General features: G+C 32.1%; 24 protein-coding genes. 10 read left to right on the top strand and 14 right to left on the bottom strand.

Going from position 1 to position 22,678, the window contains the following annotated elements; translation table 11 throughout:
* Positions 1 to 64: 64 nt before the first annotated feature.
* Positions 65 to 169: a photosystem I reaction center subunit XII gene (psaM, locus tag HA145_RS02820; RefSeq protein WP_025887817.1), complete on the bottom strand. Its 105-nt coding sequence runs from the start codon at positions 167 to 169 to the stop codon at positions 65 to 67.
* 101 nt (positions 170 to 270) lie between these two features.
* Here psaM and HA145_RS02815 point away from each other — a divergent pair, with 101 nt between their 5' ends.
* The gene (locus HA145_RS02815) at positions 271 to 999 is read left to right on the top strand and encodes a lipoyl protein ligase domain-containing protein (RefSeq protein WP_209127754.1); all 729 of its coding nucleotides are present in this window, start codon (positions 271 to 273) and stop codon (positions 997 to 999) included.
* A gap of 22 nt (positions 1,000 to 1,021) precedes the next feature.
* On the opposite strand, the gene HA145_RS02810 is transcribed toward HA145_RS02815, so the two are convergent.
* Entirely contained in the window at positions 1,022 to 2,245 is a 1,224-nt protein-coding gene (locus tag HA145_RS02810; protein ID WP_209127753.1) for a site-2 protease family protein, read from the bottom strand.
* A gap of 55 nt (positions 2,246 to 2,300) precedes the next feature.
* Between HA145_RS02810 and HA145_RS02805 the strand changes: the two genes are divergently transcribed.
* Positions 2,301 to 2,957 (top strand): phosphoribosylanthranilate isomerase, encoded by a 657-nt coding sequence (locus tag HA145_RS02805; protein WP_209127752.1) that lies wholly within the window; start codon positions 2,301 to 2,303, stop codon positions 2,955 to 2,957.
* Here HA145_RS02805 and folE read toward each other — a convergent pair.
* From folE to HA145_RS02775, 6 genes are all read right to left on the bottom strand, one after another.
* Entirely contained in the window at positions 2,954 to 3,694 is a 741-nt protein-coding gene (gene folE / locus HA145_RS02800) for a GTP cyclohydrolase I (protein WP_209127751.1), read from the bottom strand. The genes HA145_RS02805 and folE overlap by 4 nt on opposite strands.
* A 155-nt stretch (positions 3,695 to 3,849) precedes the next feature.
* Positions 3,850 to 4,584 carry an SDR family oxidoreductase gene (locus HA145_RS02795; protein WP_209127750.1) on the bottom strand — a complete coding sequence of 245 codons (735 nt, stop codon included), beginning with the start codon at positions 4,582 to 4,584 and terminating at the stop codon, positions 3,850 to 3,852.
* Positions 4,559 to 5,566 carry an acetyl-CoA carboxylase carboxyltransferase subunit alpha gene (locus HA145_RS02790; RefSeq protein WP_209127749.1) on the bottom strand — a complete coding sequence of 336 codons (1,008 nt, stop codon included), beginning with the start codon at positions 5,564 to 5,566 and terminating at the stop codon, positions 4,559 to 4,561. Before HA145_RS02790 ends, HA145_RS02795 begins: the two co-directional genes overlap by 26 nt.
* A 3-nt stretch (positions 5,567 to 5,569) precedes the next feature.
* Positions 5,570 to 6,610 (bottom strand): long-chain acyl-[acyl-carrier-protein] reductase, encoded by a 1,041-nt coding sequence (locus tag HA145_RS02785; RefSeq protein WP_209127748.1) that lies wholly within the window; start codon positions 6,608 to 6,610, stop codon positions 5,570 to 5,572.
* 107 nt (positions 6,611 to 6,717) lie between these two features.
* Positions 6,718 to 7,446, bottom strand: a complete 729-nt coding sequence (locus HA145_RS02780) for an aldehyde oxygenase (deformylating) (protein ID WP_209127747.1) — start codon at positions 7,444 to 7,446, stop codon at positions 6,718 to 6,720.
* A 101-nt stretch (positions 7,447 to 7,547) separates the two neighbouring features.
* Positions 7,548 to 8,342, bottom strand: coding sequence for a creatininase family protein (locus tag HA145_RS02775; RefSeq protein ID WP_209127746.1), 795 nt, complete (start codon positions 8,340 to 8,342; stop codon positions 7,548 to 7,550).
* Between the two features lie 66 nt (positions 8,343 to 8,408).
* On the opposite strand from HA145_RS02775, the gene HA145_RS02770 reads away from it, so the two are divergent.
* Genes HA145_RS02770 through pgeF form a run of 3 tightly spaced genes read left to right on the top strand, consistent with a single transcriptional unit; the run spans position 8,409 to position 11,318 of the window.
* On the top strand, positions 8,409 to 9,611 hold the full coding sequence (locus tag HA145_RS02770; protein WP_209127745.1) for a S1 RNA-binding domain-containing protein: 1,203 nt from the start codon (positions 8,409 to 8,411) through the stop codon (positions 9,609 to 9,611).
* Positions 9,608 to 10,513, top strand: a complete 906-nt coding sequence (locus tag HA145_RS02765; RefSeq protein ID WP_209127744.1) for a Tab2 family RNA-binding protein — start codon at positions 9,608 to 9,610, stop codon at positions 10,511 to 10,513. The genes HA145_RS02770 and HA145_RS02765 overlap by 4 nt, the downstream gene beginning before the upstream one ends.
* Positions 10,514 to 10,535: 22 nt before the next feature.
* Complete coding sequence (pgeF, locus tag HA145_RS02760) at positions 10,536 to 11,318, top strand: peptidoglycan editing factor PgeF (protein ID WP_308789005.1); 783 nt, start codon at positions 10,536 to 10,538, stop codon at positions 11,316 to 11,318.
* Positions 11,319 to 11,324: 6 nt separating this feature from the next.
* Here pgeF and HA145_RS02755 read toward each other — a convergent pair whose 3' ends face one another.
* The 3 genes from HA145_RS02755 to hemH all read right to left on the bottom strand — a co-directional run bounded on the left by HA145_RS02755 (position 11,325) and on the right by hemH (position 14,817).
* Positions 11,325 to 11,675, bottom strand: coding sequence for a hypothetical protein (locus HA145_RS02755; RefSeq protein ID WP_209127743.1), 351 nt, complete (start codon positions 11,673 to 11,675; stop codon positions 11,325 to 11,327).
* 66 nt (positions 11,676 to 11,741) lie between these two features.
* On the bottom strand, positions 11,742 to 13,505 hold the full coding sequence (gene ilvB, locus HA145_RS02750) for a biosynthetic-type acetolactate synthase large subunit (RefSeq protein WP_209127742.1): 1,764 nt from the start codon (positions 13,503 to 13,505) through the stop codon (positions 11,742 to 11,744).
* A gap of 136 nt (positions 13,506 to 13,641) precedes the next feature.
* Entirely contained in the window at positions 13,642 to 14,817 is a 1,176-nt protein-coding gene (gene hemH / locus HA145_RS02745; RefSeq protein ID WP_209127741.1) for a ferrochelatase, read from the bottom strand.
* 65 nt (positions 14,818 to 14,882) lie between these two features.
* On the opposite strand from hemH, the gene HA145_RS02740 reads away from it, so the two are divergent.
* The 5 genes from HA145_RS02740 (at position 14,883) to HA145_RS02720 (ending at position 19,313) form a co-directional block, all read left to right on the top strand.
* Positions 14,883 to 16,052, top strand: a complete 1,170-nt coding sequence (locus HA145_RS02740) for a site-specific integrase (RefSeq protein ID WP_209127740.1) — start codon at positions 14,883 to 14,885, stop codon at positions 16,050 to 16,052.
* Between the two features lie 34 nt (positions 16,053 to 16,086).
* Complete coding sequence (gene cobO, locus HA145_RS02735) at positions 16,087 to 16,779, top strand: cob(I)yrinic acid a,c-diamide adenosyltransferase (RefSeq protein WP_209127739.1); 693 nt, start codon at positions 16,087 to 16,089, stop codon at positions 16,777 to 16,779.
* Positions 16,780 to 16,907: 128 nt separating this feature from the next.
* Entirely contained in the window at positions 16,908 to 17,612 is a 705-nt protein-coding gene (pyrH, locus tag HA145_RS02730; RefSeq protein ID WP_025955359.1) for a UMP kinase, read from the top strand.
* A 22-nt stretch (positions 17,613 to 17,634) separates the two neighbouring features.
* Positions 17,635 to 18,183 (top strand): ribosome recycling factor, encoded by a 549-nt coding sequence (frr, locus tag HA145_RS02725; RefSeq protein WP_011818029.1) that lies wholly within the window; start codon positions 17,635 to 17,637, stop codon positions 18,181 to 18,183.
* On the top strand, positions 18,180 to 19,313 hold the full coding sequence (locus HA145_RS02720; protein WP_209127738.1) for an NAD(P)/FAD-dependent oxidoreductase: 1,134 nt from the start codon (positions 18,180 to 18,182) through the stop codon (positions 19,311 to 19,313). The genes frr and HA145_RS02720 overlap by 4 nt, the downstream gene beginning before the upstream one ends.
* Before the next feature lie 23 nt (positions 19,314 to 19,336).
* Here HA145_RS02720 and tal read toward each other — a convergent pair whose 3' ends face one another.
* The 3 genes from tal to HA145_RS02705 form a co-directional block, all read right to left on the bottom strand.
* A complete protein-coding gene (tal, locus tag HA145_RS02715; RefSeq protein WP_209127737.1) occupies positions 19,337 to 20,338 on the bottom strand; it encodes a transaldolase in 1,002 nt (333 codons plus the stop codon).
* Between the two features lie 92 nt (positions 20,339 to 20,430).
* The gene (locus tag HA145_RS02710; protein WP_209127736.1) at positions 20,431 to 22,182 is read right to left on the bottom strand and encodes a peptidoglycan D,D-transpeptidase FtsI family protein; all 1,752 of its coding nucleotides are present in this window, start codon (positions 22,180 to 22,182) and stop codon (positions 20,431 to 20,433) included.
* Positions 22,182 to 22,610: a hypothetical protein gene (locus HA145_RS02705; RefSeq protein ID WP_209127735.1), complete on the bottom strand. Its 429-nt coding sequence runs from the start codon at positions 22,608 to 22,610 to the stop codon at positions 22,182 to 22,184. Before HA145_RS02705 ends, HA145_RS02710 begins: the two co-directional genes overlap by 1 nt.
* Between the last annotated feature and the right edge of the window lie 68 nt (positions 22,611 to 22,678).

The following is a 22,678-nucleotide window of genomic DNA, read 5'->3' as shown; positions in this document are numbered from 1 at the left end:
CTGAATAAATTAATTCAGTCTTACTTTATTATTACCTTATAAATTTTAAATTTTCTAATAGACTTTAGTTCCTACCTAAACTAATTCCTAGTCTTAATGCTAAAACTCCTGCATGCATAACAACGATGAGGCTTAATGCAATAAGATTTATTGTTTGAGTTGGCTCCATGGTAAAAAAATGATTTTCTATATTCTCCACCGAAAAGAGAAGATTTGAAACACTATTACAAAATGATGTTACGTAATTAACAAATTGAAAGAAAAAATTTATTGAAAATTATCATAAATAAACCTACAAAGTTAATTTTGGGAATTGAAAATCAGGCTTTAATTTTTTCAACAAATAATTTATCTGGATTTGATCAAATGGCTTTAGATTTAAATTCTTTAGATCAGACAATTTCGAATCCTGAAATAATTCTCACATTGAGGTTCTACTATTGGACTGGGGATTGGCTTTCAATTGGCTATCACCAAAAGGAAATTCCTCTTCATTGGAAAAATTTATTATCGAATGGGGAAATTAATATTGTAAGACGTCCTTCTGGAGGGGGTGCTGTTCTGCATTCAGGAGGCATAACATATGCATTAACATTTAAAAAAACTTACTATAAATTCTTAAGTTATGAAATGGTTAATAATTGGTTAATTGAAAGTTTTAGAGAATTAGGTCTAAACTTAAAATATGGTAATTTACGAAAATCAAGCATTAAAACAAATTGTTTTGGAACTTCATTAATTTCCGATTTAGTTGATCAAGATGGGTTTAAGAGAATAGGTAGTGCTCAATTTCGTAAAAAAGGTGCATTCCTTCAACATGGAGAAATTCAAACAAATCCTTCAAGAGATTTGTGGTTCAAATTATTCAAAGAAGAAGCTCCACCAAAAGTAAATTTAAAGCTAACAAATGATGAAATAGTTCAACATTTGAGAAATTCATTCCTGATAAATAAATCAAATATAAATTTCAAAAATATTGCCATAGATAATAAAAAATAGAAAATTTTAATCACAAGAATTATTAAAGATCTCCTTTCTGCTTCATTGAATTAATTATTCTCGGCAATTCAATTCCTAAGGGATAATGATTTTTAAATTTTAATTTGTTAACAATATCTGAAGGCAAATTAAAACCTAATTTATTCAATACAAAGTTTCCAATTTTTGACCTATCAATTATCCCCAAAGGAATATCTGCAGCATTGAGAACCAATAAAAAACCTTCATTTGTTTCTTCAAGTCTTTCTATAGTTCTCCATAATTTCTCGTTATAAGATACACTTTTAAAACTATTGATTGGTTTCTTAAAATCACCAACAAAGTTCCGTTCCCATTTTTTTAAGGAAATAGTTTTTAAAATATTTTCATCAACAAAACCGGTCCATCTACCATTATTCGTTACAAAAAAATATTTATCCGATGCATCCTTCTTATTTTTTATAAATTTATTAAATTCAGAGAAATTTGAGTCGTATTCAATTTTCCTCAAAGGCTTTAATTTGATCTCAGAAATTTTACTAAATTTAAGTATGTTTTCAATTTTAAAAAATTGACTTTCAGATTTTGAAGAATTAACTCCAAACAAGCCCAAAAAAGAGAGAATAAAACCAAAGTAAAAGTTAAATCTAAATAAACAAATTATCCCAAAAAATAAAACAAAAAAAGATAATAATAAATTTACTTTATTGAGGAAATTTCTTCCTTTATTTTTACTCCCTGAGAAATGCCAAATAATACTTTTTAATAAATTTCCTCCATCTAAAGAACCAATTGGAATCAAATTTAAGAAGCCTAAGAATAAATTAAATATACCTACTCTTGAAATTACATTAACTGCTATTTGTTCTTGAGATACACTGTTATTACTAATTAAAAGTAGGATAGATGCTGTAGCGAAACATAAAAGAGGTCTAACAATTGCAATTTTTATATTACCTAAAGCAGTTTGACAATACTTATCTATTTGTAAAATTGCTCCTAAAAAATAAAAAGTAATTTTTTTTATTTTTACACCCTGATTAAGTGAAACAAAAGTATGAAAAACCTCATGAAAAATAATTGAAGATAATAAGAAAAAAGAAGTTAAAAACCCTATAATCCAGGCTTCTTTATTATTGTAGATATCACCAGAAGATAAATTGACCTGATTACTTATACTCCATGAGAAAAAAAAGAGAATAACAAACCAATAGGGGTGAACTTTAAAGGGAATTCCCCATATTTTAAAAATTTGCCAACTTCTCAAAAATAATCTCCGCTATATTTAACAATAATATTAATCTTACATGCAGGATAATGATATGCCCAAGACTAATCCTTTAGTTAAAATTTGTGGACTAACTTCTGAAGATCAGGCTCTTCAAATCGCAAAATTAGGAGCGCATGCTATAGGGATTATTTCAGTGGAAGAGTCACCAAGGTATATATCAGCTGAAATTAAGAAAAAAATTTTTAAAACCATAGAGAGGTTTTATCCAAAGATCGAGAGAATATCAGTTGTACAAAATTGTCCAATAGACTTAATTATCAAAAATTTCTTAGGAGACCCAAGTGAAACTATCATTCAATTACATGGAGATGAAGATATTGATTACTGCAAAAATATAAGGAAAAAAATTCCCAATATTGGCTTATGGAAGGCTTTTAGAATAAAAACAGAAAAGGACATAGACAAAATCAAACCTTTTGAGGATTTTGTAGATGCGATACTACTTGATTCTTGGAATAGAGAAACTTATGGAGGTTCAGGAAAAAAAATAAAATCTACTTACTTAAAAAATCTGCAATTTAGCAAGCCTTGGTGGTTAGCCGGTGGGATATCAATTGAATGGATTGATGAAATACTCAATGATATCAAACCTGATGGGCTAGATATTTCTAGTTGTATTGAGATTTCTCCTGGTCTAAAAGATATAAAAAAAACAGAAGAACTTTTTAAGTTTTTAAAAAAGGATTAGTAATTATTAGTAGCAGACTGCTGTTTTACAAGTTCAAAAAATTCTTGTTTTAAACTTAAATCGTGTCTAAAATCTCCCCTCACCACAGAATTAATCATACTTGTATTTGGTTCTTTGACTCCCCTCCATTTCATACAATAATGTTGGGCCTTTACAATAATCCCTAAACCTTTAGGTTCACATAGTTTTTCGATTTCATCTGCAAGTATCATTACAGCTTCTTCCTGAATATGAGGTCTTGAAAAAACCCAATCAGCAACTCTAGCAAATTTTGAAAGTCCTATTACTTTATTCCCAGGTTTAATACCTATCCAACACTCTCCTAAAATTGGAACTAAGTGATGCGAACATGCAGATCTAACAGAAATTGGGCCAACTGTATAAATCTCATCAAGATTCTTGTCATTTGGGAAACTTGTAACTTTAGGTTGTTGATGATACCTGCCTTTAAAAACTTCATTTAAATACATTTTTGAAACTCTTTCAGCAGTTTCTTGAGTATTATGATCATTCTCAACATCAATTATGAGGGACTTTAGTAAGTCCTTGACTCTTGAAGCAACTTCCCTTTCTAAAATCTCTAATTCTCCAGGATTTATAAAATCTGCAATATTATCGTTGGCGCTAAATCTGGTCCCAGAATCTTTGATTCTGTCTCTTATAATTTCGGAGATTAATTTATTAGTAATCTGGTCGTCAAAGTTTCTAATATTATCGTTGGGTAATGTAGAGGTCATAAAATTCTTGACAGAAAATTGTATGCAACTTAATTAACTGTATCTTCTAAAAGCTTAAATTACTTATACACTATATCACACTCTCTTGTTTAATCGGGTTCACGTAGCCCTAAAAAAAATCACTTTTTTAAGGATTAAGAAAAGAAAAAGAATGTTTAAAAAGCTCCTCCAGAGGGCATTAAAGTTAAGTCTTCAATAAGTTGTGATTCAGGTTGTTGAGCCATGTAGAGAATAGTATCTGATACTTCGCTTGAGGAGAGCATAGAAGTTCTATCAAAATCAGCATTGATAGATTCTGAGTCCCAAAGAGGAGTATTTACTGAACCTAAAGTTATTGTACAGGCCCTAATTGAATTAGATCTCTCTTCTTCCCTCAAGCATTTAGTAAACATAGATAGTGCAGACTTTGAAATACAATACGCTCCCCATTGGGGAAATGCATTATAAGAAGCATGACTACTAACGTTAATGACTAATCCACCATTTTTTCTCATTTTAGGAATTATTGAACTGCAAATTTGGAAAACACTTGTGAGGTTTATTTGCATAGTTTGTTCCCATTGACCTAAATCCATTTCAACTAAAGGACCATTAAATGCACAACCAGCATTATTTATTAATACTGAAGGGCACCCATACTTCTCAATCGCTTCTTTAACACACTGTTCTATTTCTAGAGGATTTGATAAATCACATTTAACTAGGTTAATTTTTGATTTAGTAGTCAAAAGTTCGCTCTTTAGTTTCTCCATTACATCCATATTCCTGGAGAGCAAAATTAAATCCCAGCCAGCATTAGCAAAAGTAATTGCAGTTGATCTGCCAATACCTTTAGTAGCACCCGTTATAAAAGCAAGTTTCAATTTATTCGGTTTTCTGGGGAATTTCACTATAAATCTCTTCAATATTATTTGCTTCAATAAATTTACCTAAAACCCTAAATTTTTTGTATCTTTCCTCAATTAATTCGTCTTCAGACATTTGCAATAAAGAATTAAGGTGTTTCTCAATAGCCTCTTTTAATGTATTGCCAGCATCTAAAGGAGCCCAATTGTTCCCTCCAGAAGGCTCTTGTAATACCTCATCTATAATCCCCAATTTAAGTAAATCTTTACCTGTAATTTTAAGTGCTGATGCTGCTTCTGGTGCCTTCGCAGCATCTCTCCACAAAATTGATGCACATGCTTCTGGACTCGCAACTGTATAAACACTGTGTTCAAACATTAGTAACCTATCAGCAACACCTATTCCAAGTGCGCCTCCTGAACCGCCTTCTCCAATAACAGTAGCCACTATAGGAACTTTCAGTCCAAACATCTCTCTTAGGTTTCTTGCAATCGCTTCCCCTTGACCTTGTTCTTCAGCTTTTAAACCAGCATAAGCTCCAGGAGTATCAATAAATGTAAGAATTGGCAAGGAAAATCTATTTGCATGCTGCATTAATCTAAGGGCTTTTCTGTAACCTCCAGGTTTTGCCATCCCAAAGTTTCTTACTACATTTTCTTTTGTGTCCCTACCTTTCTGATGCCCTAACATCATAACTGGTCTATTATTTATCGAACCTATTCCTCCAATTAATGCCATATCATCGCCGCCATTCCTATCTCCATGTAATTCGATCCAGTCATCACAAAACATTTGAACAAAGTCCAAAGTACTGGGCCTTTGAGGATGTCTAGCTACTTGAATCTTTTGTGCAGGAGTTAGAGATTTAAATATTTCTTCTCTTCTTCTCGCTGCTAAGGTTTCAAGCTGTAGAAGCTGTTGACTGACATCAACTTCTGAATCTCGAGCTAATTCTTTAATTTGCTCTATCTGTTTCTCAAGTTCAACAAGAGGCTTTTCAAAATCAAGAAGGTAACGTTTAGCCATAATTTAGACAGTTAATACTTTAGGCTGCTTATCGAGTCCAATCGCAGAAAAACCATGTTTTAAAGAAGCTGCTCCAATAAATTCCATCTTTTCGAGAGAAATATTATTTCTTCCCCAACTAAAGTTTGTATGACACTTTTCAAATTCTAAAATCATAGCTTCTGCAAAGCAAGCAAACATCTCTCGCTGAGGGTTTTGCATTTCAGCAAGTTCCATCATATTCCAACCGATATCATTAAAAAACTCTACTATACCTCCTTTTAAAACATGAATATTTTCACCTTGAAATTTCTCATCAAGATTTTTTGGGTATCCACCATCAATCATTAAACATGGTTTTTTTAAGTTATCAGTATCAATTTCAATAGTTTTAGGCATACTTGCGACCCACACAACAATATCTGCCTGAGGCAATGCCTCATCTAAACTTGTTATGGTGCCACCATCTAATTCTTTTTGTAAAAGCTCTAGTGGTTCTTGTTGTCTTGCCACCATAAGAAGTTCTGAAATCCCAGTTTTATTTATAAGCCATCTACAAACAGCGCTACCAATATCACCTGTAGCACCAATTACAGCAACAGTTGCTTTTTTAAGGTCTATCCCAATGCGAGGTGCATTTATTTCTAGTTGCCTACAAATAACCCAAGCAGTATGAGTATTGCCAGTAGTAAACCTTTCCCACTCTAATGAAGTATTTCTAATTTGTTTGTGTTGTAGAAGATTAAAATTCTCGAAAATAATTGAAGTAAATCCTCCTAAGGCGGTTATGTTAATCCCTTTTTTCTGAGCTAGTTCCATAGCATTTAATACTTTTCTTCTAGCTGTTTTAAACCTAGAAAGCATTTCAGGAACAAAGCAAGAATCTATGTAAGAGCCTTCAATAGATATTCCAGTAGCACTCTTAACTTCCACATTCTCAACCAATTGAGGAGGAGCTGTGCACCAAACATCTAGGTCACCATCTGCAATATGATCAAAGCCTAGTAAAGAAGCTTTTCTTTTTGCATCTTCAAAGCTAGTTGAGTGGCCTATTAACCCAAACATTTAAAGTTTATAAATGGTTTCAATACAATGTTATGAAGAATAGCACAGAGCTATCTATTTAAATAAAAAAATTAATTATTAAAATTGCTAATTAACTGGAAATATAATTAAACAATAGCTGCCATAGCCATTCTTGCAATTTCTCTATTATCCAGACCTATTTCCATAAGAGTATCTTGGTAAGCAATCATAAATTCTTCCATTAATTCTTCTCTGTCCATAGCTAAAACTGATGCATCATCTGCAACTTCATCTAACATCTTTTTAATTAAAGGAAGATTAACCTTATTAGCTTCCATTAATTCCTCTTTACAAGTGGATAAATTCTCTTTAAGCCACTCTTGACCATAATTTAAATGAAGGTATTCATCTTTAACAACACCTTCTGTTATTTTTTTAGCGAAAGGATCTGCAACTCGTATATAGACATTATAAGCAGAGATTGCAAAGGCTTCGATTAAAATTGCTTGTATTAGAAGACATGTTGTTAAATTACCTTTTTCAAGAGCAATTTGAAAATTACCATGTAATTCAGAAAAGAATTTTTTAGCAAATTCCATATCAGCTTGAACGCCTAAATTCCTTCCACATGCAGTAAAACCTCTTTTGTGTTTCATTTCCATTCTTGCTAATTTAGTCAACTCTTCTACCTCATTTGGTATTAAAGTTGCTATTGAAATGTAATTATCATGAGCCTCTTGCTCTCCCTCTATAACTATTGCATTAATTCTGCTATATGCATCTTTATATGAATCTGTAGTAAAGTCAGGTAAATTTAAAGAAATCGGATTAGGAGATTCCTCAGTAGTTTTTTTATTTGATTCTAGAGTTTGCATGTCAGTAATCTTTAGCTCATTATGCATGAATATTACATGATTATAGTGAGTTTATTTAAATATCATGAAAATAGTTTCAATTGTTAAGTCAAATTTTTTACTTAGGAATTGTTTGGCCAATCTGATTTCATGAGATTCATTATCAATTTGAACCAATGATTAATCAATAATTCGTTTAAATTTTTTCCTAAAGACTCATTAGCCCCTCTGCTATCTCCTATAACACCTGATTTACTTATGTCATCAGTAAGCCAAGCAGTAGGCGCATTTCCCTCTAAACTCCAACCTTCTGGGATCTTTCCTTTGATGCTCTCATTTGGGCGCTCATCACCCACCAATTCTGGTTTTAAAGCGAGCATTAAACTTGTTTCAGCTAAAGAAGCATGAAGTCCATTCTCGATCTCAGTTTTTGTTAATAATTCACTTAATCCATCAACACCACTCCACAAGAAACAAGGGAAAACTGCCATCTCAGGTGCTAAACTTCTTAGCTCTCTCGCCGCTGCATTTAGTAGTGAAATTTGACCTCCATGTCCATTAATTAATATCAATCTCTTAAAACCCATTTCAGACAACTGACCTCCGACTTCACTAATCATTGAGGTTATTAAACTTGAGGAAAGTGAAATTGTCCCAGCAAAACCCTTATGTTCTGGGGAAAACCCAATATATTGAGTTGGGAGTTTTTTTAATGGGATATCGGAAGGTAATAATTTAAAAACTTCGCTAATTATTTCATCAACAAAAATACTATCTGTAGCGAGAGGCAAATGTGGTCCATGTTGCTCAACAGCGCCAAAGGGCCAAATTACTGTTGATCTTTTATCTTTTGCAATACTCTCAATTTCTTGCCAATTTAAATATTCAAATTTATTAGGTATTGGTTTAAAGTTCATTAATTTTAATTTTGAGTACTAACATTTAGAGTATGTTAATAATTAATTATTCTTATTTTACCTACGATGGGAGTCAGTAATAAAAATGCCCAAGATAATATCCAACCAAAGGGCAATAAAAAAGATTTCAAAAAACCTCTTCAGGTACTTCACATAAGCAAAAAAGATACTCAAGAAATACAGAATGAGAAAAACAATTCGCAAGAGGAAATTAAAAAAGAAAATATAGCAATCAAACCTCAAATAATTAAAGATGAATCAATAAAAGAAATTAAAGAAAATAATGAGAACACAAAATCTTTTGATAATTCTCAACAAGACATAAATAAACCCCTTAATTTTTCTGAACAAAAAACAGATTTTCAAATAGAAAGAACAGTTGATGAATTCGATTTTGATGAAAGTGCTTTTTTGGAGGCTTTGAATGCAAATGAGCCAATTGGGGCTACAGGAGAAACAATTTCAGGGAAGGTAATAGCAATCGAAAGTGATGGTCTATATGTTGACATTGGAGGGAAAGCACCTGGTTATATGCCAAAAAAAGAATGTGGGTTGGGCGTCATAACTAACTTTAAAGAAAAATTTTCTATAGGCCTTGAAATGGAAGTTTTGGTTATCAAAGAACAAAATGCTGATGGAATGGTAACAGTAAGTGCTCGGGCATTAATTCTCAGGCAAAGTTGGGAGAAAGTATCAAGTTCAGCAAAAAACGGAGAATTAATTACCGTTTTAATTAATGGATTTAACAGAGGTGGGCTTACTTGTGATGTAGATGGATTGAGAGGATTCATCCCAAGATCCCAACTTGAAGATGGACAAGATCATCAATCCTTTGTTGGCAAAACTCTAAAAGTAGCTTTTATTGAGGTGAACCCAGAATCCAGAAAATTAGTTCTCTCTGAAAAGAAAGCATCATTAGTCTCTAAACTTACAAGTCTAGAATTAGGCCAATTAATTGAAGGAGAAGTTTTAGCAGTTAAACCATATGGATTCTTTATTGATTTAGGTGGAGCTAGTGGACTTCTTCATCAATCCTCACTAACAAATGGATCGATTCGTTCTTTACGAGAAATTTTTAGAGAAGGGGAAATTATAAAAGCTTTAATATCAGAAATTGACCTCGAAAAAGGGCGCATTGGTCTCAACACAGCTCTCTTGGAGAACTCTGCAGGAGAATTAATTATTGATAAGCAAAAAGTCATGAAAGAAGCCACAGATAGAGCCCTAAAAACTAAAGCACTCTTTGATAAAAAAGAGCAAGATAAATGAACATTAATAATGAAGTAGAACCAAGTCTTGAATTGAAAATTTCAAATTGGGAATTAGACTTTTACTCAAGACCAATTATTGAATCAAATGGAAAAAAAAGGTGGGAGTTAATTATTTGCTCTACGAGAAGTTATAAGACAGAAGATATTTTTCTTTGGAATAAAAAATGCCCTGCTAATGAAGTTAATTCAGTATGGCTTACAAAAGCACTAAATGAAGCAATTAACGATGCAAAAAAAGAAGGCTGGGCAAAACCCTCAGTAGTTAGATTTTGGAGATCGTCAATGAAATCGATTATTAAAAAATCTCTAGAGGCAACAAGTATCGAGGCTCTTGTTAGTAGAAGAACTTACGATTTATTCGATAGGATCGAATTTCTTGAAAAAGAAATTTATCCAAAGGAAAAAGGTTATGTAAGAGGTGTACTAGCTCCTAATTTTACTTCCAAAATGGAAAACTCTCCTCAACCTCTACCAGAAGCAGTGAGGGGTGATGCTTTAACTATCTCTGAAATATCAATTGGCGAACTAAAATCAGCAGAAAATTGGCCTATAGAATTTGGAAATATTTTCCCAATTCAGCAAGATTTAGATGATAATGACTTAGTTCCAGGATTAAGACTTTTTAGCAAAGATAGATCCTTAGCACTTTCTGCATGGTTCAGTTGTTTAGAACCTATTAAATTAGTTATCAATAAGAACCAACTCATCCTTGAAGCTTCAGAAGATGATAAATGGCTTGTAACAGATCTACCAGAAAAAGATGCAAATATTTTAAGTAAAAAGTTTTTAGAGAATAAAAAAAATTCTTTTGGTTATCAATTTATTTCCATACAATCAACGCCATACATCGAAAAATTTGCAGGCTTCTGGATATTAAGAGATATTGAATTAATTTCATAAATTAAGTTTAGGAGCAGGAACTATTCATTACAAAGAAATATATTTCTCAAAAGCTGAAATTTTTATTCAAAACAAAAAATTTGAGTATTATTCATCGCCTATTCTTAGTCATTATAATTTCAAACATGCATATTTTGCTAAGTCTAGCTCTGAGAAATTTCTTCGAGTATTAGGGAATCACTTTTGTGAAAATTACATAAATTGTGTTTCTAATCAAATTCACAGTAATGTGATAGTTTTTGGATCACATTCGCAAGAAGGGAGTAAGGCTGATGCAGATGGTCTTGTTGGTAATAAATTCAATCAAAACTTATGGGTTTACACGGCTGATTGTATGCCAATATTTTTTGCAGATAAAAGGAAAAGAAGTGTGGCAGCTTTGCATTGTGGAAGAAAGGGTTTAGAAAAAAAAATAATAAAAAATATGATTAAAATTTTCGATAATTTAGGTACTTCTAGAGATGATTTACTTGTTGCTATAGGACCAGCGATTTCGAAGGAACATTATCTAGTTGATAAAATAACAATGACAGAATTTTATAGAAAGGCAGAAGACAAAAACATAACGAACAATTTGACTAAAGCTGAAAAAGATCTATGTTTTAGTGATTCGAATCACTTCAAAGAGCAAGACTTAAATCAACTTGATCTTAAAAGATCTGCTTATAAGCAACTTTTAAATGAGAGCATTCCCAATACAAATATAGAAATCTCAAATTTATGCACATACAAACTAAAAAATGAATTTAATTCCTGGAGAAGAAGCAAAACATTCTCGAGACAATGGAATTTTATTTGCTCATAAAGATAGTTAACTTGGACAAATTTCACTAGTTAAGTCTTTGGCGACTAATATTTCTGTCATCTCCTTAGTACCTTTAATATTAAAAACTTTGGCTAACAAAACATTCTCTTTGAAACCAAAAGGTTTTATTTTAACTTTGCTTCCCCTTGGAAATTCACTCTTAAGTAAATTAGTTGCTTCAAGCTCTTCATTTTCATTTACATCTACACAAAATAGTCCAATAGTTAAATTCCTATTTTGATCCCCAACTAAAATAGTATTTGAACTTTTAATTTGAAGAATTTCGGCAGAGTTAACTATTACAGGATTAAGAACAATCAAGCAGATTATAATTAAAATTTTTGATAATTTTTTCAATTCAGAAATATCTAAGTTTTTAAATTATCTTAAAGTTAATTTTTTAAAATGACGAATTTTAAAAAATTAGTCTTCACAATTAACATATCCAACCATTTGAGCATTACTTTTACCAGGAGGAACCATTGGATAACAATTTTCACCTCTTCTGACAAGGATATTAATCAAGGCAGGGCCGTCATAATCAATTGCATTTTTTAATTCATTCTGTAATTGTTTTCTATCAGAAATTAAGTATCCTTTAACTCCAAAAGACTCAGCAAGTTTTACAAAATCAGGTTCACCACAACTCATATCAGATGAAGAATATCTCTCATCGTAGAAACTTTCCTGCCATTGTCTTACCATCCCTTGCCAGCGATTATTGATAATAATCAATTTCACCTTTAGACCATATTGGGATAAAGTTCCTAATTCTTGAATATTCATTAAGACACTTGCATCTCCTGCAATACAAATTACATCTGAATTAGGTAAGGCTACTTTTACTCCAATTGCCGCTGGCAATCCAAAACCCATAGTTCCTAAGCCTGCACTACTAATCCATTTTCTTGGAGAATTCCTAAGGTATTGAGCAGCCCACATCTGATGTTGTCCTACATCTGTAGTTACATAAGCTTCTGGTAAAAGTTCCCTCACTTTTAAAAGAACCTCCTGAGGATAAATTTCTCCTTCTTTAGGCGGGTCATATAAAGGATGTTTATTTTTCCAAAAATCAATTTTTTCTAACCAGTTTTTCGTCTGACAAGTAAATTTGTTTTTTAGAGATTGTTCATTAATTTTGAGAACAGCTTTTGAGACATCAGAAACAATTGCAACATCTACACGTCTATTTTTATTAACTTCTGCTGGGTCGATATCTATATGAATTACCTTTGCATTAGGTGCAAAAGTATCTAATTTTCCTGTAACCCTATCATCGAATCTAGCTCCAATAGCAATTAAAAGATCGCATTCTGTAACAGCAAAATTTGCGTAAGCAGTTCCATGCATTCCTAACATCCCTACTGACAAATTGTCTTTTTCATCAAAAGCGCCCTTTCCCATTAATGTTGTTGTAACTGGTATTTGATAATTCTTTGCCAAATTTTTTATTTCATCATGAGCTCCTGAAGATATTGCCCCTCCTCCTACGTATAGAAGAGGTCTTTCAGAATCTTCTATTAATTTAATTGCTTTATTGATATCGCAATCATTAATTTCTCCATTCCTTTTAAATCCTTTAGGAATAATCTCACCAGGCAAAACTCTTTGGTAATTAAAGAACTCCTGACCTACATCTTTGGGTATATCAATTAAAACAGGGCCAGGTCTTCCAGATGATGCTATAAAAAAAGCTTCAGAAACTACTTTCGCGATATCTGAAGGATCTCTTATTACCCATGAATGTTTCACTATTGGAAGAGTTATACCAAAAATATCAGTTTCTTGAAAAGCGTCTGTCCCTATAGCAGGTCTTGGGACTTGACCAGTAACTACAACTAAGGGAACTGAATCCATTTGCGCAGTAGCAATTCCAGTTACCAAATTTGTTGCACCTGGGCCTGAGGTCCCAAAACATACTCCTACTTCACCAGTAGATCTTGCATATCCATCAGCCGCATGTGAACCACCTTGTTCATGCCTAACCATATAATGTTTTAGCCAACCATCTTGCTCTGCCTTATGAACAGCGTCATATATTGGTAGTATGGCTCCCCCAGGATATCCAAATATAACTTTTACTCCATGAATTTTCAAAGAATCCATTAGTGCATCTGCACCAGTTATCCAAACTGGATTTTCATGTTTTGAACTACCCTTTGAAAAGGATCTCGAAGTAAGGGTCACTAAAGAAATTCAATATTTACTATAAATATTAAACTTAATTAAATACTTTTGCCTCATTTATAAATGTAATGTCAGAAATGTATTCAAAATAGTCTTGCAAGAAATTAATACTTTTCAAATTAATTTCAATTGTTCTTTATAAAATACCTAATTTATGTAGAGGTCCAGAGCCTGAAATAAGTTCAATAAAAAGTACAAGAAAAATAATCATTGCAACCCTTCCGTTCCATACTTCTGAACTATTATTCCAACCCCATTGCCACTTCTCTTGGGGATAAAGTTTAACTTTTTCAGGCAACTGTGATGCCTCTTCTATATTAACAAGAGGTCCTTCCAAACAGGAAATTACTAGATCACTGAGGCCTTCAATAAAAGTAGGATGAGTATTTAAAGCCTTAACTCTCCGAAAGTTTTTAATACCAGACTTTTCAGCAATTTCTTTATATTCAATATCAATTTCTTGCAATGTTTCGATATGCTCTCCAACGAAACTTATAGGTACAACAATCAAATCATTAACATTTGACCTCCCAAGATCAGCTAACACTTCTTCGGTATAAGGCTTCAACCATTCAACAGGACCAACTCTACTTTGATAAGAAAGTGTATGAGGGTTACTATGGCCTAAACATCTTTCTAGCTCATTTATAATTAATAGAGAACAATCTTCAATTTGTTGTTTATAAGGGTCTCCAGCTTCCTCTACGTAACTCTTGGGAACTCCATGAGCAGTGAAAAATATATGAGCTTCTGAAGGTGATTCACAAAGTGAAATTTGTTCAGAAATTAATTCGACCATAGACTTTAAATAACCTGATTGACTGAACCAACTCCTTACACATCTCATTGGAACCTTCTTAAATTCATCATCAGAATCTCGCAATTTTTTTAATTCCCTAAAGCTCGAACCACTAGTACTTATCGAAAAATGTGGATACAAAGGTATTACAACAACTTGATCTATGCCATCTGCTTTCATATCAGCAATTGCTGATTCGGTAAAAGGATGCCAATATCTCATAGCGATATAGGTAGTAGCATTAAACCCCTTTTCCCTTAACTTAGATTGTAATTCTCTTGCTTGTTGTTCAGTTATCCTTCTGATAGGTGAACCTCCACCTATAGAAAGGTAGGCCTGTTGTGAGGTAGTACTTCTAAGCGTGCTAATTAACCAAGCTAGGGGCTTTTGAAAAACAGGAAAAGGGGTCCTGATAATTTCTGGATCAGAAAAAAGATTGTATAAGAATGGGCCTACATCAGTAATGCGTTCAGGCCCTCCTAAATTCATTAGTAAGACGCCTATTTTATCCATTTAAAACTTATGGAGATTGAAAATCAACATTAAAAACGTCATTATATGGACAATTATATAAGTAAATGAACGTAATTCAGGAAATTAATAATGTCAATGATAAATTTGCTACTCAAGGAAGCAAGCTTAAAATTGAGAAAAGAGGAGAGAAATTAAATATTCGTGGTTCACTACCCTCCAAAGAAGATAACAATAACTTTAAAATTCAAAGAATATCTCTTGGTTTAAAGGCTGATATTTCTGGATTAGAGGAGGCCAAAAAAAAATTACAATTAATCAATTTGCAATTGGAATTGAATCAATTTGATTGGATTAATTGGATAGGCAAACCTTATAAAAAGGAAATAAAAGATAGTTTTGACTTCCCAAAAAGATTAAATCAATTTGAGGAATTTTTTTTTAAAGAAAACAAAAGTGATTTTCGAACTAGCACTAGAAAAACTACTTGGAGAAGTTCTTACAAACCATATATAAAAAGAATCCTAAATATTTACAATGACTATGAGAATGAAACTTTAGAAAAAATATTTCAAAAAACACTTGAAAGTTATAAGGAAAGTACCAGAAGTAGGAAACAATGCGCTACTTCTTTAAGTGTTTTGGCTAAGTTTTTGGAAATTAAACTACCAGAAGATTGGAAATTAAATTCTAGAGGATATGGTCTGAACAAAGCAGGATTTAGGGATCTACCTAAAGACGAATTAATAGAAAAAATGTGGGAGACGATACCAAACAAGTCTTGGAAATTTGTTTTTGGTCTGATGGCTACATATGGATTAAGGAATCATGAAGTATTTTTTTGTGATTTAAGTTCTCTTACTAATTTTGGGGACAAAATTATTAGAGTTTTACCTACAACTAAAACTGGGGAACATCAAGTTTGGCCATTTCATCCTGAATGGGTGGAAAAGTTCGAATTATCAAAACTTGGTGAGAATCCAGAACTTCTACCAAATATTAATAGAGACCTTAAAATTACAACCTTACAGAATATTGGAAAAAAAATTACAGATCAGTTTAAGCGATACTCTTTACAAATAAAACCTTATGATCTAAGGCATGCTTGGGCAGTGAGAACAATTTTTTATGATTTACCTGATACTGTAGCTGCCAGAATGATGGGGCATTCTGTTAGTTTACATACTCAAACTTATCACCACTGGATTACTAAAAGAGATCAACAAAAGGCAGTAAATAATGCACTTTTAAAAGTTAAAAGAGTTAAAAATATTTAAAGATTTATAATAACTAAATAAAAATAATGGTCATATGCAAGAAAAACCTTCATCTTCCGAGAAAATATTTAACCTCGATAATCAAGCGAATAAACTTGGAATGGGAGGTAAATTATCACCGGATAGCGATGAGAGTTCATATAAAAAAAGAATGCAACAAAGAAAAGATATTCAAGCCGAAAGACTACAAATTAGAAAAACAAAAAAAGGTTTATTGATTGTTTTTACAGGAAATGGCAAGGGCAAGACAACTGCATCTTTAGGTATGGCTTTAAGGACGATAGGGCATGGCTATAAAGTAGCAATAATTCAATTTATCAAAGGAGGCTGGACCACTGGAGAAGAAAAAGCACTTAAAAACTTGTCTTCAAACATATCTTGGCATTCATTAGGAGAAGGATTTACTTGGGAAACACAAGACAGAATAAGAGATGAAAAATTAGTTCAAGAGGCCTGGCAACTAGCCAAAAAATACATACAAAACGAATCTTATAAACTTATCATTCTTGATGAAATTAATATTGCGACAAAACTTGGTTATCTTGCACCCGAAGAAATAATCACTTTTTTAAAAAGCTTAAATAATAGAAAAAATCATATTGTTTTAACTGGGAGGGGAGCATCTGATTCAATTATCAATTACGCTGATCTAGTTACAGAAATGAAACTAATAAGACATCCATTTAAAGAACAAGGAATAAAAGCGCAAAAGTGTGTTGAATTTTAGTTGAAGTAAATTATTATTTAAAATTTTCTTTAGGCAAGTTTAGAAATGTTTAAAGACGCAAGCAATATCTGAACAAAAAATAAAATTGGTTCATTTACTTGCTAAGGTCTTAAAAGTACAATTATTGAATGGCTTACAAAAGAGTTCTCTTAAAACTTAGTGGTGAAGCACTAATGGGTGAAAAACCTTATGGTATTGATCCTGCTATAGTCCAATCAATTGCAGAGGATGTTTCAAAAGTAGTCGAAAATAATGTACAACTTGCAATAGTTGTTGGTGGTGGAAACATTTTTAGGGGGCTTAAAGGATCTGCAGACGGAATGGATCGCGCGACTGCTGATTATGTAGGGATGCTAGCAACAGTAATGAACGCAATTTCACTTCAAGATGGTCTTGAGAGAGTAGGAGTTGCAACCAGAGTGCAAACTGCTATCGAAATGCAGGAAATTGCCGAACCCTATATCAGAAGAAGAGCCATGAGGCACCTAGAAAAAGGCAGAGTTGTAGTGTTCGGAGGTGGATGCGGAAATCCATTTTTTACAACTGATACTACGGCAGCTTTGAGGGCAGCAGAGATAAACGCTGAAGTTGTTATGAAGGCTACTAAAGTTGATGGAGTATACGATCGTGATCCTAATCAATTTAAAGATGCAAAAAAATATTCCTCTCTCAGTTATCAACAAGTTCTTAGTGATGAAATTGCAGTAATGGACAGTACTGCGATTGCACTATGCAAAGATAATAATATCCCAATTATGGTTTTTGATATATTCAAAAAAGGAAATATTTCCAAAGCTGTTGCTGGTGAGCCAATAGGCTCTTTAATTAGTTAAAGATCATTTAATTTTTTTAATTATGAAAGAAAAAGAAATTCAAGAAAATATGAATAAAAGTATTGAAGCTACACAAAGAAACTTTAATACAATCAGGACAGGCAGAGCTAATGCTTCCTTATTAGACAGAGTAAGTGTTGAGTACTATGGAGCAGAAACACCAATCAAGTCGCTTGCCACTATAAGCACTGTTGATTCGCAAACAATTTCAATACAACCTTTTGATATTTCATGTTTACAAGCGATAGAGAAATCTATTTCTATGAGTGATTTAGGTATTACTCCAAATAATGATGGGAAAGTAATAAGAATAAATGTTCCTCCTTTAACAGAAGAAAGAAGAAAAGAATTTTGTAAATTAGCCTCTAAATATGCAGAGGAAGGAAAAGTAGCTTTGAGAAATATCAGAAGAGATGCTGTTGATAAAGAAAAAAAAGACGAAAAAGATGGCCTTATTTCTATTGACGAATCGAGAGATAATCAATCTGAAATTCAGAAAATTACCGATAAATATATTGCTTTAATAGAAACTAAATTGTCTGAAAAAGAGAAGGAAATTCTAAAAGTTTGATAGAATTTGATGTTGTAATAATTGGTGGAGGTTTATCAGGATCTTCCACCGCCCTTAACCTATCAAAGAAAGGATATTCAGTTTTAATTATTGAAAAAGAAAAATCTCAAGATTACAAACCATGTGCAGGTGGGATGGCATCTTCAATGCAAAGATTTCTTCCTTTAAATATTGAAGATTGCATAGAATCAAAAATTAAGAATGTTGAATTCAGATGGAAGGCTGCAGATAATGTAACTGCTGATCTGACTGGTGAATCCCCTTTTTGGATTGTTAAAAGAGAAAAACTAGATAAATTATTACTTGATGAATCCTTGAGTAATGGAGCTCAGATAATGAGGCCATTATTAATAGAAAAAATCATAAAAAAAGATGATAAATGGGAAATTACTTGCAATAACAAAATAAAATATATTACAAAATTTCTTGTAATTGCAGATGGTTCCCAATCGAAATGGGCGAGTTATTTCAATTTAGGGCCAAGAAAACCGAAATTTGCAAATACACTCTCATTAAGATTAAAAGGGTTAGGTGAAATACCTAGAGATGCAGTTAGATTTGAGTTTGGATTTATAAAATATGGTTTTGCATGGGCATTCCCCTTAAGAGACAGCTTAAATATTGGGTTAGGTACATTTATAAATAATGGTCTTTTAGAAAATCAGGCTATAAATAAACAAGTAATCAGAAGCTTCGGTTTTGATGATTTTCCTGATAAAACAATTATTAAGAAACTGAGAATATGGAATGGCTTCCACTCAATTAATGGTGATAAAGTTTTAGCGGTTGGAGATGCAGCATCTCTATGTGATCCATTTTTAGCTGAAGGAATTAGACCATCTTTAATTAGCAGTTTTTATGCTGCAGAATACATAGACCAGTCCCTATCAGGAAAAGTAGATGATTTAAATCTTTATACAAAAAAAATTAACAACATTTGGGGGAAATCAATGGTTTGGGGAAGGAGAATAGCCCAAGTATTTTATAGATTTCCCAGGACTGGATATCAATTAGGTGTCAAAAGAAAAACAGCACCTAAACGTATTGCTCAAATATTATCAGGAGAAATGAGTTATGAAGATATTGCAAAAAGAGTTATCAGAAGGCTTTTAACAAAAAGTGGGACTTAATTTGTTTCAATTCAAACTTAAATTTAGTTAGCAGAAATCAATTTATGATTTTTAATCTCTGAATATCTCTTTAGTAGCAGCTCTTCCAATTCTTCTATAGCCTTACTGAATCCAGTAATACCTTCACTAAGCTTTTCACTTGCCATTTGATCTTCTAACATACTTAATCTGAAATCTTTTTCTTCAAATTCATAGTCAATAGAATTATTTATTTGGGTACTTACATCTAATTTCCTAACTAACTCTCCTTTTTCTTTTTTCAGTTCCTCAAGAAATTTTGGTGCGATTGTTAAAAGATCGCAACCTGCTAATTCTTTTATTTCATCAAGATTTCTAAAACTTGCCCCCATTACTTCTGTCTTGAATCCTTTTTCTTTAAAGTACTTGTATATTTGCGTAACCGAAATAACACCAGGGTCTTCAGCACCAACAAAACTAGTTTTACCAGTTTTTGCTTTATGCCAATCTAATATACGGCCAACGAACGGAGAAATTAGAGTTATCTTTGCATTGGCACAGGTTACCGCTTGGCAGAAGTTAAAAAGTAAAGTTAAGTTGCACTTAATACCTTCTTTTTCCAAAATTTCAGCTGCCTTAATTCCCTCCCAAGTAGCAGCAATCTTAATCAAAATTCTTTCCTTTTCAATTCCAAAATTTTTGTAAAGATTGATCAATTTTCTCGCTTTTTCTACCGTAGCTTCGGTGTCAAAGCTCAGTCTTGCATCAACTTCTGTAGATACGCGCCCTGAAATAATTTTCAATATTTCTTTTCCAAAAAATACTGAAACTTGGTCAACAGTTTCTTTGATTAATTCAATTTCGGAGAATCCTTGGGGCAATGCATTTTCTGAATTTTCTAAAGCTTTATCAATTAATTTCACATAATCAGGGTTCTTAGCAGCAGCAAGTATTAGAGATGGATTGGTGGTGGCGTCCCTTGGTTGAAATTTTTTTATCGAATCTAAATCTCCAGTATCAGCAACAACAATGGTCATTGAGGACAACTGTTCTAAAATTGATTTCATATCTAGATAATCATATATATATACATAAACTAGCTTTTATTCCTAATGAAATCATCAGATAATGAACTAAATATTTATAAAATTGGAAAATTTTAGGGTTTTTTAACAATCATTCCATGATCTTTAATTTTGGGAGGTATTTTTTCAATTACTATCAAACTCTCGATAATTTCTTTAGCAACTGGTACAGCAACAGTTGAACCATATGCATAAGATTTAGAAGGCTCATCAACGACTACAAGGACAACATATTTAGGATCATTAACTGGTAAGGTCGCCACAAAACTGCAAACTTTTTTATTTGTATAGGAACCATTCAAAGCTTTTTGGGAAGTGCCCGTTTTACCAGCTATTCTATAACCCTCGATTTTCACTCCAGATCCACTACCTTTATCAACTACGCTCTCCATCCATTCAAGAACAGTTTTTGAGACTTCGTGTGAAAAAAATTGTTTTTTTGGATTTTTATTAACTCTTTCTTTGAAAGTTGAGGTTACATGTGGAGTAACTTCATAACCACCATTTGCTAGAGCCGCATGAAGTTGAAGCAATTTAAGTGGCGAGATTGAGAAACCTTTGCCGAAAGAAGTTACAGCAGGCTCAATTGATTGATTTACAAATAAATCTTTTCTCTTTAGTTGGCCAGCAGTTGATTCAAATAAGTCAGTCTCTAAATTTTTATTTATACCTAAATTTTCTAGCCAATCCCAATAAATTGAAGGGTCTAAATTTTGCATTATTTTTACCATCCCAACATTACTTGAAACCTGCAAAACTTTTGGATAGTCAATATATCCATTACCTTGTTTATCCCAATTAGAAAGTGTCCATCCTCCAACATTAATTTTTCCAATATCTTCAACTAGTCCATCTTTCTGGATTACTTTTTCTTCTAAAGCTAAGGCAAGATTAATAGGTTTAAAAGTTGAACCAGGCTCAAATAAATCTTGAGAATACCAACCCCTAAAAAGTTCAGAATCATACTGCCAAAATTTATTTGGATCGTACGAGGGGAATGAAACCAAGGAGAGAATTCGACCATTATTAACGTCCATAACTATGGCAAATCCCTTCTTTGCTTTCCATTTGCGAACTTGCTTTGATAAAGCATTGAATGACGCTTTCTGTAATTTTGAATCTATAGTTAGGCCTAATTTTTTGTAATCAGAAATAAAATCACCTGGGGCTGAATTATCCGGTAGAGGTGTTCCATCTCCTCCTATTTTTATAAAATTACTCTTATTAAAAACTTTAATTTGATTATCTAAATGAAGCTCTAAACCTGCTGAAGCTATATTCTCATCATTAACAAAACCGACAAGATTAGAGTAAATCTCCCCTTGTGGATAATATCTCTGCGAATATTTAAACAAATCAAGTCCGCTTATTTGAAGGTTTTTAATCTTTTCTGCCTTTTCTTCAGAAATTTTATCCAAAAGCTTGATGCCACTGATTTTATTATTAAATTTACTTAAGAGTATTTCACCATTTATGTCCAAGATAGGTGACAATTTTTCAGTAACTTCTTCAATACTGCGAACTCTGTTAATTGAATCACCAGGAAAATTAAAATATTTTGGATGGGCCCATAATTTATAGAGCGGTTTATCGTAAGCAATTATTCTATTATTTCTATCAACAATCGCTCTCCTTTTTTTTAAGGCGTTAGTTTTAGAAGACTGTATTAATCTAGCTTTCCTTTGCAAATCAGAGGCATTAAAGACCTGCAATTTAACTAACCTACCAAACAAACAAAATATTAATAGTAAGCTAAAAATATAGAGAAATTTAAATCTTCCTTGATCCAGTGGTGTTAGACGAACAATTTTTTTGTATTTTTTCATCAATATCCCCTTTGATATTTGCTATCAACAAAACCTTCAATGAAACTACTTAAATTTTTCTTAAATAAACTTTCTTTTTTTTCTTGAAGTTTATCTAGATAGATTAAATCTTTAGGTTTAGTTTTTGTATAAGTATTAATAGACTCAAGTTCACTAATATAAAGTTCCTCAATTTTGGAAATATAATCAATAAGATTATTATTGAAAGCTCTTGTTTTAGATAAGTTTTTATATGTATTTGACCATTTTCTTTGACTATTAAAAGACAAGAACAAAAAGATGAAAATTAATACCAAAAGAGTGATATTAATGGTGTCGAAAATTTGATGTATTAATTTGAAATTAATTATAGATATTTTTCCAGAGTTTTTTTTACTTTCATATGAAACTTTTTTTTTTAAATTAAGTTGATTCCCATAAGGTTTCATCTATGATTTATTTTTAAATAAAAGAAGTGTTATTAATTAAATAAACATCTTTTTGTTTGATTCGCAAG

Origin of the sequence: Prochlorococcus marinus XMU1411, from assembly GCF_017696075.1 — a bacterium.
In the GTDB taxonomy this organism is placed as follows: domain Bacteria; phylum Cyanobacteriota; class Cyanobacteriia; order PCC-6307; family Cyanobiaceae; genus Prochlorococcus_A; species Prochlorococcus_A marinus_V.
The sequence above is the reverse complement of the archived record's forward strand: the minus strand, read 5'-3'. Positions and strand labels throughout refer to the sequence as shown.